Source organism: Candidatus Benthicola sp., from assembly GCF_058719085.1.
The window spans coordinates 1-15,050 of record NZ_JBZQEK010000118.1 but is presented as its reverse complement, the minus strand read 5'-3'; the positions used below and the strand labels follow the sequence as shown (position 1 = coordinate 15,050).

9 protein-coding genes, 1 tRNA gene and 1 pseudogene are annotated in these 15,050 nt (G+C 67.1%); 10 read left to right on the top strand and 1 reads right to left on the bottom strand.

From position 1 onward, the window contains the following. The first annotated feature begins 126 nt into the window (after positions 1–126). From AC36XV_RS09180 to AC36XV_RS09150, 7 genes are all read left to right on the top strand, one after another. Positions 127–197, top strand: a tRNA-Cys gene (locus AC36XV_RS09180). Positions 198–292: 95 nt separating this feature from the next. Beyond that, complete coding sequence (gene cax / locus AC36XV_RS09175; RefSeq protein ID WP_492203386.1) at positions 293–1,417, top strand: calcium/proton exchanger; 1,125 nt, start codon at positions 293–295, stop codon at positions 1,415–1,417. Positions 1,418–1,630: 213 nt separating this feature from the next. Continuing rightward, positions 1,631–2,830, top strand: a complete 1,200-nt coding sequence (locus tag AC36XV_RS09170; RefSeq protein WP_492203385.1) for an efflux RND transporter periplasmic adaptor subunit — start codon at positions 1,631–1,633, stop codon at positions 2,828–2,830. Then, on the top strand, positions 2,827–4,203 hold the full coding sequence (locus AC36XV_RS09165) for a TolC family protein (RefSeq protein ID WP_492203384.1): 1,377 nt from the start codon (positions 2,827–2,829) through the stop codon (positions 4,201–4,203). The genes AC36XV_RS09170 and AC36XV_RS09165 overlap by 4 nt, the downstream gene beginning before the upstream one ends. Beyond that, complete coding sequence (locus AC36XV_RS09160; protein ID WP_492203383.1) at positions 4,200–7,502, top strand: efflux RND transporter permease subunit; 3,303 nt, start codon at positions 4,200–4,202, stop codon at positions 7,500–7,502. The genes AC36XV_RS09165 and AC36XV_RS09160 overlap by 4 nt, the downstream gene beginning before the upstream one ends. A 72-nt stretch (positions 7,503–7,574) precedes the next feature. Beyond that, complete coding sequence (locus AC36XV_RS09155; protein WP_492203382.1) at positions 7,575–10,730, top strand: efflux RND transporter permease subunit; 3,156 nt, start codon at positions 7,575–7,577, stop codon at positions 10,728–10,730. 84 nt (positions 10,731–10,814) lie between these two features. After that, entirely contained in the window at positions 10,815–12,068 is a 1,254-nt protein-coding gene (locus AC36XV_RS09150) for an NHL repeat-containing protein (protein ID WP_492203381.1), read from the top strand. Between the two features lie 82 nt (positions 12,069–12,150). Here AC36XV_RS09150 and AC36XV_RS09145 read toward each other — a convergent pair whose 3' ends face one another. Further along, entirely contained in the window at positions 12,151–12,618 is a 468-nt protein-coding gene (locus tag AC36XV_RS09145) for a hypothetical protein (RefSeq protein ID WP_492203380.1), read from the bottom strand. A 179-nt stretch (positions 12,619–12,797) separates the two neighbouring features. On the opposite strand from AC36XV_RS09145, the gene AC36XV_RS09140 reads away from it, so the two are divergent. From AC36XV_RS09140 to AC36XV_RS09130, 3 genes and pseudogenes are all read left to right on the top strand, one after another. Continuing rightward, positions 12,798–13,427 carry a TetR/AcrR family transcriptional regulator gene (locus AC36XV_RS09140; RefSeq protein WP_492203379.1) on the top strand — a complete coding sequence of 210 codons (630 nt, stop codon included), beginning with the start codon at positions 12,798–12,800 and terminating at the stop codon, positions 13,425–13,427. Next, positions 13,424–14,773, top strand: a complete 1,350-nt coding sequence (locus tag AC36XV_RS09135) for a TolC family protein (RefSeq protein ID WP_492203378.1) — start codon at positions 13,424–13,426, stop codon at positions 14,771–14,773. Before AC36XV_RS09140 ends, AC36XV_RS09135 begins: the two co-directional genes overlap by 4 nt. After that, a pseudogene (locus AC36XV_RS09130) lies at positions 14,770–15,050 on the top strand (hypothetical protein); the annotation flags it as partial. The gene AC36XV_RS09135 and the pseudogene AC36XV_RS09130, both read left to right, overlap by 4 nt.

The following is a 15,050-nucleotide window of genomic DNA, read 5'->3' as shown; positions in this document are numbered from 1 at the left end:
TTCGTGGTGCGCGAAGACCGGAGTATAGAGGCGCGCCGGTAGAGCGCACAAGCGAAACTTCACTCTGGCCACGGGTTCCGGAAGCCGCTACTTTCCGCGCCGCGGGAGCCTGAGGGTTCCTTCAGCGGCGCCGTGGCCGAGTGGCTAGGCAGGGGCCTGCAAAGCCCCCTACTCCGGTTCGAATCCGGACGGCGCCTTCTCCTTCACGACGGCCGGCAAGAGGGCCTGTGCTTTGCGCCCGGGCCTCCCGGGCCTTCACCCTCGGGGCCGATCGGACGAGCCGGGAGGGCAGGTGACCGGTCCAACCTCTGCGGACAGCCGAGTTCTGACGGTCGACCGGGTGCTACTGCTCCTCCTGTTGGCCGTCCCCCTGACTCTGTCGATGCGCTGGGGTCTCGGGCTGAACGGGACGCCCGTCTTCATCGCCAGCGCCGTGGCGATCGTACCGCTGGCCGGCTACATGGGTCGGGCCACCGAGCGACTGGCCGAGCAGGTGGGCGCCGGCTGGGGGGGCTTCCTGAACGCGACCTTCGGCAACGCCGCCGAGCTCATCATCGCCATCGTGGCCCTGCGAGCTGGACTCGTCGACGTCGTCAAGGCCTCGCTCACCGGTTCGATCATCGGAAACGTTCTCCTCGTCCTCGGGCTCAGCATCCTGGTGGGGGGGCTGCGACATCCTCCGATTCAGCGGTTCAACCGCACGGCAGCCAGCATGGGGGCCACCATGCTCCTGCTCGCCTCGGCGGGTCTCGTGCTGCCCGCGATCTTTCACGAGGTGGCGGGGAACGATGCGGCCCGGCTCGAGCGGGGCCTCAGCCTGGACATCTCGATCGTTCTGATGGCAACGTACGTACTCGGTCTCCTGTTCAGCTTCCGTACGCACTCCCACCTGTATCTGGGTACCGGGGCCGCCGTTGCCACCGTCGACGACGAGGGAGACTCACACTCCGGCGGCGGAGCCCGGCGAGCAGCCGGACTGCTCCTGCTCTCGGCCGCCGCCGTGGGACTGATGTCCGAAATCATGGTGGGTGCCCTCGAGGAGGCATCCCACGATCTGGGCATGAACCAGGTGTTCGTGGGCGTCATCCTCGTCGCACTGGTCGGCAATGCGGCGGAGCACTCTACGGCCGTGCTGATGGCGGCCAAGGACAAGATGGATCTCGCCGTGAACATCGCGGTGGGCTCGTCGATACAGATCGCCATGTTCGTGGCCCCGCTGCTGGTCTTCCTGAGCTATGCCGTCGGGCCGGCTCCGATGGACCTGCACTTCACCTCGCTGGAAGTCGTGGCCGTGGTGCTGTCCAGTGGCGTCATGGCCCTGGTTTCGCTGGACGGTGAATCGCACTGGCTGGAGGGAGTCCAACTCCTGGCGGTGTACGTGATGCTGGGGCTGGCGTTCTTCTTTCTCCCCATCTGAAGCGCCTGCAGAGCCGGCCCGCCGGCCCGGTGACCGGGGCAACCCGAGGACGGGGCTGCCGGGTCTAACGTGACAAGAACGGCGCGGGCGCTCAGCACCCGGACCGGGCCGTGTGTTGTAATACTGATGTCGTACCGGCACACCCATCCGAGAAGATTCTGCGCCCCAGGGTGTATACCGAGTTGTGTGAACATTGAACCGGGACGCTGATCCATGAAGTCTCGTTACCTCGTGACGATCCTGGTGTTCGTGGTCGCGGCGGCCGCCCTCGGCGGGATCTATCTGCGGCTGAAAGAGAACAGCGAAGAGCCGCCGGAGGAGGCGGACAGCGCGACGGTCGATTCGGCGCGCACCGCAGCCCAGTCCACGGCCGCGGCTACCGCTTTCGCGACCGGGGTGGCCGTGCCGGTGGAGGGGGCCGAGGTAGAGCGAGGCACCTTCGTCCTGTGGGTCAATGCCGAAGGCCAGGCGGCGGCGCTGCGCGAGGCGCCACTTCACGCACAGGTCTCCGGAGCGGTCGTCGAGGTTCCCGTCCGGGAGGGCAGCTGGGTGGCGGCGGGTGACGTCATCGCGAGGGTAGACCCCACCGAGTACGAGATCAGCCGCAAGGAGGCCCAGGGCGCGCTGGAACAGGCGGAGGCCACGTACCAGGATCTGACGCTCGGAGACGAGGCGATCGCCGACGCGGACCTCCTGGCCGACCGGCAGGCCCAGGCGAGAATCCGGAGCGGCCTGGTCGGGGCCGAGGCTCGCCTGGAGCAGGCCGAGTACAACCTCGAGAAGACGGTCATCCGGGCGCCCTACGCCGGACGCCTGGCCAATCTCGCGGTAGACGTGGGTACCCGGCTCAACGTCAACGACTCCATCGCTACGATCGTCGATCTCTCGAGCGTCGAGGTGGATGTGCAGGTCCTCGAGAGCGAGATCGCGGCACTCGACGTGGGTCGCGAGGCCACCGTCACCTTCACGGCTTTCCCGGGGGAAGAGTTCCACGGCGAGGTCGTGACGCTGAATCCCGTCGTCGATCCGGTCAGCCACGTCGGCCGTGCGACCGTGCGGCTACGCAATCCGGGGGCCCGCATTCTTCCCGGAATGCACGCGAACGTTCGCATCGCGGGGCGACTGTTCGAAGACCGGGTGTCGGTGCCGAAGGAAGCCATCGTGGAGCGCAGTCGCCGTGAGGTAGTGTTCGTGTTCGAGCCCGACGCCGAAGGGTCGGACACCGGTCGTGCCAAGTGGCGATACGTGACGACCGGTCTCGAGAATGAAGATGCGGTCGAGATCGTGCCTTCCGAGGAAACGGACATGCTCGAGGAGGGGGAGATCGTCCTCGTCGGGGGCCACACGACCCTCACTCACGACGCGATCGTACGACTCGCCGAGCCCGCCGGAGAGTCGGAGGGCGCGTCATGAAGAACGCGATCGGGGTCCTGAAGGTCCTTGCTCTCGGGTCGTTGACCCTCTTGTCGATCAGCCCCCGGGCGGCGCCCGCCCAGCAGGTGACGACGCTGGAGGCGGCAATCGGGACGGCGCTTTCCCGGAATCCGAACATCGAGTCGTCGAATGCCGCCGCGGCTGCGGCTTCGTCCTCCCGATGGGCCGACTGGGGAGCCTTTCTGCCGACCGTCGACCTGAGGGCCTCGCTCTCGCAGACGGACTTCACGACGGTCACCTACGTGGATCCCACCGGCGTAGCCCAGGAGGTCGACCCGGCGATTACGTCGACCCGCAAGAACAGCTCGGGCAGTCTCTCCTTCGGGCTCGCCATCCTGAACCCGGAGCGTATCTCGAACGTGAAGGCGGGCAGCGCCCGGGAGGACGCCGCCAACTACCGGCTCAGCGCCACGGAGAGGACGGTCGTCCGCGACGTGAAACGGGCCTACTTCGAGGCTCTCAAGCAGGTGCGCCTTCTCGACGTGTCGAGGCGACAGCTGGAGGCGAGACGCCAGGACCTGGAGGTCACGGAGCAGCGGTACCGGATCGCCGCTGCGTCGCGGAGCGACCTGCTCGGAGCCCAGATCGACCTCAGCAACGCAGAGTTGCGGGTGCTGGATTCGGAGGACGCCCTCTCCATGGCTCTGCGCCAGCTCCAGGTGAATCTGGGCGTCCAGGTCACGCGAGCGGATCCCGACTCGATGAAGCTGGTCGACGTGGAGCAGATTCCCGACGCGGCTCCGCTGAATTCCGACCGTCTGGTGGCCGGAGCCGTCGAGGCGAACCCGACGCTGCTCGCCCTGCAAATGGATGAGAAGGCGGCGGCCGCGGAGCTCTGGTCCGCGAAGGCGAGCTATCTGCCGACGATCAACATCGGATACTCGTTCGGCCGGTCCAAGGAGCTGGGGCGCGACGAGAGCCTGTTCGACTTCAGTCCCGCCAACACCTCCGACGGGCTCGTGATCTCGGGTTCGTGGAACCTGTTCTCCGGGTTCAGCCGCAAGCGACAGACGGCACAGGCCGACCTGCGCAAGCGGCAGGCGGCCGCACAGCTCACGGCCGGCCAGCTGCAGCTCGAGAAGGACGTGCGCGATCTGGTCGAAGAGCTCAAGCGACGCAGCCAGCGATACGAGATCCTCGCACGGAGCGTCGAGCTCGCGCGCGAGAGGCTCGAGCTCGCCCGGGAGCAGTACCGTCTCGGGAGCATCCCGTACTTCAATCTTCAGCAGGCCATCGACCAGCTCACGCTGAGCGAGCAGGAGCTCTTCCGGGAGCAGTACGACTACCTGATCGGCTGGGCCAACCTCGAGGAGAAGGTCGGGGGGGACATGAGCGCAGGAGCGGGTCAATGACGCTTCCCGACCTGTCGATTCGCCGGCCCGTGGCCACGGCCATGCTGTACCTGGCGATCGGTGTGCTGGGCGTCGTCTCGTTCGCCCGACTTCCCATCGACCTCCTGCCCGACGTGGCGTTCCCGACCCTGTCGGTGTGGACCACGTACCCGGACGCGGGTCCGGCGGAGGTCGAGCGCTTCGTCACCGAGCCCGTGGAGGAGGTGGTGAGCCGCGTGCCTGCGGTCCGCTCCGTGGACTCGAGGTCGAGGGAAGGCCAGTCGCTGGTGCGACTGCAGTTTCACTGGGGGACGGACATGGAGTTCGCCATGCTCCACGTCCGGGAGCGCCTCGACAACCTGGTCGGGACTCTCCCCGAGAGCGCCGAGCGCCCGGTCATTCTCACCTCCGACCCGACGAACGACCCGATCCTCTCGCTCGCCATCACCGGAGCCGATCTGGCAGAGCTGAGGGACCTCTCGGACGCCGTGTTCAAGCGCCGCCTCGAACAGCTGGACGGCGTGGCCATGGCTTCCATCACCGGTGGGCCGGTGCGGGAGATCCAGGTCGAGGTCGATGCGGATCGACTCTCTTTGAACGGCGTCACCATCGCCCAGGTGACGCAGGCCCTCGACCGGGCCAATTACAGCGCTCCGGGCGGCAGCATCCGCCGCGGACGCTTTCGCTACAGCCTGCGCACGCTCGGAGAGTTCCAGAAGGTCGAGGAGCTCGGCGACGTGGTCGTGGCGCGCCCGCAGGGTGGGGGAGTCGTCCGTCTCCGGGATGTCGCGCGGATCTACGAGGGCGAAGCGGAGCGTGAGACGGAGGCGCGATTCAACGGGGAGCCGGCGATCGGCCTGCTCGTGTACAAGGAGTCGGGATCCAACACGGTCCGCGTGGCCGACCAGGTGGACGAAACCCTGAACCAGCTGCGCGAGGAGTTCCCCGAGGTTGGGATCGAGGTGGCCTCCAGCCAGGCTACCTTCATCGCCGACGCGATCTCGAACGTCGTGCAGGCGCTGCTGTTCGGAGGCATGCTGGCCTTTCTCGTGCTGTTCTTCTTTCTCCGGGACCCCCGGTACCCCGTCGCGATCGGGCTCGCCATCCCGATTTCCGTGATGGCGGCGTTCGCGCTGTGCTACATCTTCGACGTGAGCCTCAACGTCATGTCGCTGGGAGGGCTCGCCCTCGGCGTCGGGATGCTGGTGGACAACTCCATCGTCGTGCTGGAGAACGTGTTTCGCCACCGGGAGGAGCTGGGCGTCGATGCCGAGCGCTCCGCGTCGGTCGGGGCGAACGAGGTCGCGGGAGCGATCGCCGCGTCGACGTTCACGACGATCGCCGTGTTCGGCCCGGTGCTCTACGTGAAGGGTGTGGCCGGAGCCCTCTTCGCAGACCTGAGCCTCGCCGTCGCGTTTTCTCTCCTCGCCTCGCTGCTGGTGGCGCTCACCCTCCTGCCGGTGCTGGCAGCCCGAGTCGGCCGCGTCCGCGAAGAGCGCCCGGTGCCACAGCCCGGGCAGGTCCAGGTCGGAGGTTGGCTGCCGATTCGCATCCTGCGGCGGGCGGGCTCATGGCTGCGGCGCGGATTCCGCTTCGTCGTGGACTCGGTTCGACTGACTTTTTCCGACCTCCTCGGGGTTCTCGGGAGAGCCCTGCGTGCTCTCTTCAATCCTCTGCTGGACGGATTCGATCGCGGGTTCGCCTGGTTCGCCGAGCAGTACGAGAGATCGCTCGAGCGGGCACTGGAGAACCGGGGCCAGGTGCTTCTGATCGCTTTTGCCGCGCTGGCGGTCGCCGTGTTCGGGGGGCAGTTCCTTCCGCGAAGTCTGATGCCCGAGGTGGATGAGGGGGCCTTCCGGGTGGAGATCAACCTTCCGGTCGGGACGCCGCTGGAGGTGACGGCCGAGGCAGCCGGCCGGCTCGAGTCGGCTCTCCTCGACATGAACGGGGTGGAGGCCGTGTTCAGCCGGGTCGGCCGGGCGCGGGAGGCGGAGCTCGCCACGCGGGAGCTGACCGGGTTGAACAGCGCGGCGCTGGACGTTCGGCTCGAAGAGGGCGGTCGCCACGTCACCGAAGTGGTCGACGAGTTCAGGGCGATCGTGGTGGCGAGCGGGATCGATCCCCGGCTGGTGACGATCGAGACCGGAAGGGCGACGTCGCTCGGCCGCGCCATCGGGCTCGGCGATGCCGATGTCGCCGTGAAGGTGCGGGGACAGGAGCTGGACAGCCTCGTGAGAGTGGCGGACGAGGTGCTGGTCCGGATCCGCGATTTGCCGAACATCGCGGACGCCAGACTCGATCTCGAGCTCACCCAGCCCGAGCTCGAGATCGAAGTCGATCGGGCCGCGGCGGCTCGCTACGGCCTGTCGGTCACGGAAGTCGCCGATGCCATCGAGGCCTATCTTCGCGGGGCCGAGACGGACCGGCCCTACACGGAGTTTTCGGAAAAGATCGACATACGGGTCCGGCTGCCCGAGGGAGAGCGGCAGGCGCTCGGTGACGTGATGAGGCTCACGCTGAACGGTGTCCCCGTGAGGGAGCTGGTCAGGGCGAGAGAGGGCTATGGGCCGGTGGAGATCCGGCGCAGCGACCAGAACCGGACCGTTCAGGTCCTGGCCGAGGTTCGAGGGGGCGGAATCGCCTCGGCCGTGGCGTCGATCGAAGCGGCCGTTTCGGACATCGACATGCCGCCGCTCACCGCTCTCACGGTGGGAGGGGAGAACGAGGAGATGCGGGACAGCTTCCGCTCGCTCGTCTTCGCGTTCGGACTGGCGCTGTTCCTGGTCTTTCTGATCATGGCGGCGAAATTCGAGTCGCTCGTGCAGCCGATCGTGGTCCTGGTGTCCGTCCCGCTCGCGGCTATCGGAGCGGTGGCGGCCCTCGCGCTGGCCCGCGACGGGCTCAATGCGATGAGCGGAATCGGCCTGGTGATCCTGATCGGGATCGTCGTCAACGACGCCATCATCAAGGTGGACTTCATCAACCAGAAGCGCGGCGAGGGCGCGTCCAAGCGGGAAGCGATTCTCGAGGCCGGGCGCCTGAGGCTCCGTCCGATCATCATGACCACGATCACGACCGTGTTCGGCCTCCTCCCGATGGCGCTCGGGTGGGGAGCCGGCGCGGACCTCAGGGCTCCGCTGGCCGTAGCCGTGATCGGAGGGCTGATCTCGGCCACCTTCCTCACGCTCATCGTGGTGCCCGTGGTGTATTCGCTTCTGGTGTCGCCGACCGAAGCCGTCGGGGCCGGAACTTCGCCGGACTCCGGCAAAGGGCGTTCGGCGGCGCCCCGGTTGTCGGAAGCGACCCTCGGACCGTCTTGAGGATCCGATGACGCGGGACCGGGAGGTTGTCGTCGTTCGCCGGTGTGCGGGAGGAGAGGAGGGCGGGGCAATATGATCGACCTGTCGATCAAGAGGCCGGTGGCCACGGCGGCGATCTACGTCGCTCTGGTGGCGCTCGGCGCCTACAGCTTCCGGCTCATACCGGTGGAGCTTCTGCCGGACGTCGATTATCCCCGTCTTACGGTCAACGCCTCATGGGGGGGCGCGTCGCCCGAGGCGATGGAGGCGTTCGTCACGTCGCCACTCGAGTCGGCCGCTCAGCAGGTCAAGGGCGTCCGGAAGATCACGTCCACCTCGCGCGCCGACCCGAGGGGCACGGGATCGCGGGCGGAGATCGACATCGAGTTCGATCGCGACGCGCGCATGGACTTCGCGCAGCTGGACCTGAGCGAACGGTTCGCGTCCCTGAGGGATGAGCTGCCTCCGGCCGTGTACCCGCAGATTCAGCCCTACGTGCCCCGTGAATTCTCGGATGAAGAGCAGCGATTCCTGAGCTACCAGCTGCACGGCCCGTACACTTTTGGCCGGCTCGCCGAGGTGGCGGAGGAGGAGATCGAGCCGGTCCTGGCCGCCGTCGATGGCGTGGCCGGAGTGATGATCTGGGGAGACCAGGACCGGGAGGTGGCCATCGAGCTGGACAGGGCGAAGCTGGATGCCCTGAACCTGAGGCCGGAGGTCGTGGAGCAGCGCATCCGGGATCTGTCCACTCTCCGTGCCCCTGGCTCGCTGGTGCTCGAAGGTCGGCAGGTGACGCTCGCCGTTCGGACGCGCGTCAACCGGGTCTCGGAGCTCGAGGAACTGGTCATCCTTCAGCGGCCGGAGGGCGCGGTCCGACTCCGCGATCTGGGAACGATCCGTGAGCAGGAGGCTGATCCGACCTCATACTTCCGGATCAACGGGCAGCCCACGATTTCCATCCTGATCAGCCGGGAGTCGGGGACGAATGCCGTACGCGTGGCGGACGCGGTCAAGGAGGCCGTAGCTCCGCTGGTCGATCGCATGCCTCCTGGCGCCTCGCTGGAGCTGGACGAGGACCAGAGCAAGGAGATCCGTCAGCAGCTCACCGATCTGCGGCTCCGGGCGATCGCCGCTGCCATCGTGATCTTCCTCGTGCTGACCCTCTTCCTTCGATCTCTGGGGGCGGTCCTGGTCGTGTTCGCCACGATCGGGTTCAGCGTTTTGATCGCCGTCAATCTTCTCTACATCGGCGGTTTTTCGCTCAACGTTTTGACCCTGGCTGGACTTGCCTGGGGCTTCGGCCTCATCGTGGACAACGGGATCGTGGTGCTCGAGAACGTCGAGAGGCATTCGCATCTCGGGAAGTCGGCGAAGCAGGCGGCGTCCGACGGGGCCCGACAGGTGATGCTGCCGGTGGTCGCGGCGACGGCCACGACGGCAATCGTCCTCGTTCCCTTCCTGTTCCTTCAGGGTGAGCTCAGGATCTATTACCTGCCCCTGGCATTCGCGGTCGCCTTTTCGATCGTGGCCAGCCTGTTCGTCGCCTTCACCTTCGTGCCTACCATGGCGGGGCGGATCCATCATTGGCGGGCCCGGGTCTACGGGGTCAGCGGCCGGAACGGTGGGCGGAACGGGCCAGAGACCGGGCAAGAAGCGATTTCGGAATCCGTCGAATCAATCCGGCCTCGGACGGGCAGCGGAGCGCCCGTCGTTCCCGCCTACATCCGGGCCTACCGCGCCGTGCTGGGATTCGCGCTGGACCACCCGCTCCTGGTGAGCGCCGTCTGTCTGGCTGCGCTCGGTGGCAGCTGGTGGCTGTTCGACAAGCACGTCACCCGGGGGATCCGGTGGTCGGCGTTCTGGGGCCAGGATACCTACATCAGCGTGCAGATCACGTTTCCGCGCGGCGCCGGGCTCGAGCGCACGGACGAGCTGGCACGGGCCTTCGAGGGCAAGGTTTCCTCGCTGCCGGAGATCAAACGGTACGAGACGTATGTTCAGCCGCAGTATGCGTTCATGCGGATCACCTTCCCCGCCGAGCTCGAGACGACGCAGGTGCCGGTCGCGATCAAGGAGCAGATGGTCGCCTACAGCTACCAGTTCTCGGGGGCCGAGGTGCGCGTGTTCGGGTACGGGCCATCCTTCTACGGCGGGGGGAGCAGCCCACCCAACTACTCGCTCAAGATCCTCGGGTACAACTATCTCGAGGTCCAGGAGCTGGCCGACGATCTGGCCTCCCGGCTCAAGAGATTCAGCCGGATCCAGGACGTGGACCCGAACGCCAGCGGGCGCTGGTTCGAGCGGGACAAGGAGTTCGAATACTACCTCGAGGTCGACCGTGAGGCGCTCGGACGCCACGACATCTCGGTCGAAGAGCTGCTTCGGTTCGTGTCCGCCAACCTGCCCAGCGACCGGCCCCGCACCCAGGTGCTGCGCGTCGGAGCAGAGGAGCTGCCGTTCGCCGTGAAGCTCGGGGGCTATCGCGACTTCGATCTGATCGACATGCGACAGCTTCGCGTCCCGGCCGGAGATGGGAGCGAGGTTCGTCTCGCGGACGTGGCGAGCGTTCAGCGGCGCAACGTGCTGTCTCGAATCCTCCGGGAGGATCAGCAGTATCAGCGCACCGTGGCCTGGGAGTTCAGGGGGCCACGCAAACTCGGCGACCTGATTCGGGACGCCGTGGTGGAGGCTACGACGCTGCCTCCCGGGTACAAGATCGAGGAAGACGATCGGTGGGGGTGGGACGAAGAGGAAAAGGCGCAGGTCTACGTGGCCATCGTCTTCGCCGTCCTGCTCATCTACATGGTCACGGCCGCACTGTTCGAATCGCTCGCGGCGCCCTTCGTGGTCCTGCTCACCCTGCCGCTGGCCCTCATCGGCGTCTTTCTGATCTTCTTCTACGCAGACGCTACGTTCACACGAACGGCCTACATCGGGACGATCATGATGGCAGGGATCGTGGTGAACAACGCGATACTCATCGTCTATCACATCGGCGAGCTCCGGCAGCGATTGCCGACCCGCGAAGCCATCCTGCAGGGAACCCTGGAACGCGTGCGCCCAATCCTGATGACCACCTTCACCACGGTCTTCGGGTTGCTTCCACTGGTCCTGTTCGCGCAGTCGCAGGATGAAAACATTTGGAATTCATTGGCACTGGCTACGATAGGCGGTCTGATCTCGAGTACTTTATTCGTACTCGTGGCCATTCCCGTGGCCTATCGGTACCTGGTAGCCAGGAGGGCCTGACCAACCCATCTCGGGGGGCGCATGGACTTCACCTCACGACGCGGGGCGGCTCGCCCCGGGTCACTCCGAACCGTTCGGTTCTCGATGTTCGTCGCCGTCTGCCTGGCCGGGGTCTCCGCTTGTGAAGGTGGCGAAGAGACGGTGGTCTCGGGCCTCGAAGATTTCGAGGTTCGGGACTCGGCCGGAATCGAAATCGTCTGGAACCACCGTGCCGGATCGCCGAGAAGGGAACGCTGGCGGCTCGAGCCGGACCTCCAGGTAGGGGAACGGGACGGTCCTCTGGCGTTCGGGCGGGTCCGATGGGTGGCTCCGGGTCCCGGGCGTGGCATACTCGTTCTCGACGGGCAGTCGAGTCTGGTGCACGTCTTCGATTCGGCCGGAACTCCGGTTCTCCGATTCGGCGGAGTCGGCGAAGGGCCGGGAGAGTTCCGGCGACCGGCCACCGTCACCCGGCTGTCCGATGGGCGCTACGCCGTGGCTGAGACGTTCCCGCCCGCTCTTCACTGGTTGGGCAGCGATGGGACTTACGAGCGAACCACCTACCTGCCGGCCGCCCGGGGCGAATCCGGCACGATGACGATCGGTAAGTTCGGGCTCTGGCAGGTGACCAGCGGGGGGCGAGTCTTCGTGCAGGTCCAGGTGATCGACCCGTCGGCGCCCGCCGGTCAGATGCCTGTCCAACTCCTCGAAGTGCAGCCGGAGGCCGACGCGCCTGCGGATACCCTGCTGCGCTGGACGTGGAACGCCGATCCGGGACAGGCGACCCGGGTCTTCGAGCCGATCACGACCTGGATGCCGGGTCCGGATGGGACGATCGCCCTGTCCGCCGGATCGCCCTACGAGATCGAGCTGCATGCAACCTCGGCCGGGCTGTTCCGCCTGGTCCGACGGGACATCGAGCCGGCCCGGGTCACCGAGAAGCACCGTTCGTACGAAGAAGGTCGCCTCCGGCGGACGATGGCGAGCGGTGGAGCCCCGGCCTGGAAGGTCGACCAGGTTTTGGCGGATGCCGTGTACGAACCGTCGGTCCCGGAGGTGCTCCGGGTGTGGGTGTCCGATCCGGACGGGCGTTTGTGGATCGGGGTCCACGATGGAGAGAGGTTCGTGGAGGAGGGAAGCGTTCCCGGCGAAGGCTGGGTGAACGCCCTCGACGTGTTCGAGCCGGACGGGAGGTATCTGGGACGCCTGGACCTTCCGGACGGGTTCCGCCTCACGGCGGTGAGCGGCGATGACCTCTACGGAGTGTGGACCGATGACCTGGATGTTCCGTTTGCGCGCCGCTACCGGGTGGTTCGTCCGTTCCGGGATCTACGGGAGCAGGACGGCAACGACGCCTGACACACGAAAGGGAAGCCGTCGGCGCCGACGGCTCCCCTTCGTGTGGATTCAGGCTATACAGGCAGGAGGACCTGCCCCAGGGTCACTTGCCGGAGTCCGGCCGTCCCTGTCCCGGCTCGGGCTGGTTGGTCGCACCGGCGCGGCGGCTCATCTGGAGCCAGCCCTCGGTGCGCGCCTCGTCCCAGCAGAGACCGCTGTAGCGGGCTCCATCCGCTTCGCGCTTGGCCAGCGTGCAGCTGACCCAGTAATCCGGGCGCAGTTCCATGGAAAACGAGAAGTGATCCACCGGCGGCGTGCCGGTAGTCGCGACGTTCTTCCACTGATACTGCGAATTCCCCATGAGCAGTGCGCCCCGCGGGTTGTTCGTCTCGATCTGCAGGATCACGCCGACTTCCTGAGCATTCTTGGTCACGTGGCGCACGCCGGCCGGAAGCTGGCCGATCGGCGTCCACATGCCCTTGTAGTTCGCTACCGTCATGTCCTGCGCCTGGGCCTCCGGCGTCCAGACGAACATCAGGGCGAGAGCCGCCGCAACTGCGAACTTCTTCATCGAGGTCCTCCGCGTGTGGTCGTCTCGGGTGTCGATCCGAACACCGTAAAATCACTGTTGCGACGATAGCGGACAAGTGTCCGATCTGCAAGCGGTCAAGCACGATCGATCGAACGGCAGACGAGCCTCCCGGGGCGAGCCTTGACCGGCGATCGCGACCGCCGTACTGTTTCAAACGTATGTATGAATCGTCGAGTACGGCGGGTGCGCTGATCGCGGCCGGAACGGAGCTCTTCTCCACACGGGGGTTCGACGGTGCTTCCGTGCGGGAGATCACCCATCGGGCCGACGCGAACCTCGCGGCCATAGGCTACCACTTCGGGTCCAAACACGGTCTCTGGATCGCGGTGCTGGAGAGCAAGCTCGGCCCCCTCCGGGAGACGATGGCGGAGGCGGCAGCGAGCGAGGGCACAGCGCTCGAACGGATCGAGCAAGCCGTGCGTGCTCTGTTCGCCTACGCACGGGAGCACCCGGAGATGAACGGGCTGATGCTCCACGTGCTCGCCTCGGCGCCGCCCCTGCCGCCGCCGGCGCTCGAGACGATCCGGTTCAACAGCAGTACCATGCGCTCCCTCATCGAGACCGGGCAGCGCGAGGGCTCCATCCGAGACGGAGATCCTCAGCTGCTGGCACTCGCCGTCGCCTCGCAGCCTCTGACGCTGTGGCTCGCCCGGCCCGCCATCCGGGGATCGGGGATGATCGACGTCGACCGTGATGACGCCCTCGATGAGCTGGTGGAGAATGCCGTCTGTTTCGTACGGGCCGGGCTGAGCGTTTCCCACACGAGCCGTTCGGAGAGATCCCGATGAACCCCACCGTTGTGCGTGCCACCCTGGTCTTCATCGCGCTTCTTGTCGTACCTGTGCGGAGTGTGTCGGGGCAGGAGTCCCTTCCGCTGGAGGAGGCCGTGCGACGGGCTCTCGAGACGTACCCGTCGGTGGCCGCCGCGGAGGCGCGCGCCGAAGGTGTCGAGGCGCGACAGGGAATCGCGAGCTCCCAGTGGTTCCCGAGCCTCGGGGTGTCGGCGGTCGGCACGCGGTTTCAGGACTCCATGCTGGTGGCGCCGCTGCACGGGCTCGACTTCACCGTCCTTCCCGCATTCGATCGCACCCTCTACCGGGGGAACGTGGACCTCACCTGGACCCTGTTCGAGGGAGGGGGGCGATCGGCCCGCGTCCGAGGGGCCGAAGCCCGGTACGGATCGGCGGCTGCCCGGGCGGAGGGGGTGCGACAGGATCTGACGTCGCGGGTGGTGAACGTCTACACCGGGCTGCTCACCCTTCGGACCGCGCGGGACGCTCAGCAGGCCCGACTGGTCGCTCTGCACGCGGAGCGGGATCGAGTCGATCGGCTGCTCGCGCAGGGCCGGGCGGCCGAGGTGGAACGATTTCGGGCGGAAGCCTCGATCGCTCGCGCCGAGGCCGATGTGGCGGAGTTGGAGGCCGGGCTTCTCGCCAGGACGCACGAGCTCGGGCGCCTCGTCGGCCTCCCGGATGGCATTCTGCTGCCCGACATGCTCCAGGCGGTGGCGCTGGCCACGGCGGATCCCGAATCCACCGCGCGGGCGGATGCGTCGGACGGCCAGGTCGTCGTGCCGGAGATCGTCGCCGCGCAGTCGGCCCTGAAGGCGGCGGAAGCGGACCACAGCGAGGTGTCTTCGGAGTGGTTTCCTCGGCTGTACGTGGCCGGGGGACTGCGGTCCTACGGCGGCGGAAGCACCGACTTCACCACCGAATGGCAGGCCTCACTCGGGTTGGAGTACCCGATCTTCAGCGGCTTTGCCCGGTCGCACCGCGTCCAGGCCGCGTCGGCCGCGGAAGTCGCGGCTCGCGAGGATCTCCGGACGACGGAGCTCGTCGTCGCCGACCGGGTCGATCGGGCGCTCGAAGCGGTACGCGGGGCCGCCGCTTCGGCGGAGGCGCTCGCCACGGCTGAACGTCACTTGGTGGAAGTCGTGCGTATCGAGCGTCTAGCCCTCGATGAAGGCGCGGGCGTTCAGACCGACTATCTACGAGCCGAAGCCGATCTCGCGGAGACTCGCGCCGCGCGTGCGCGGGCGGTCAACCTGCACATCGCGGCGAGAGCCGAGCTGGCGCGTGCTCGCGGCACGCTCACCTCGGACTGGGTCCGAGACAACGTGGAGACCCTACCATGACACCGAAGCGTGTGCTGCGCGTCGTGCTGCCTGTCCTCCTCCTCGCGGCGCTGGCCTTCGCGGTGTGGCGGCTTCTCAGCGGCGACGGCAACGGCGAGGGCATCGTGGCCTCCGGAACGGTCGAGGCCACGGAGGCCGACCTCGGATTCGAGATCGCCGGACGGGTGGCCGAGATCTCGGTGCGCGAAGGCGACCCCGTCACGAACGGAGAGAAGCTCGCCTCGCTGGATCAGGCGGAACTGAACGCGGCTCTCCGGGCGGCACGGTCCCAGGCCGC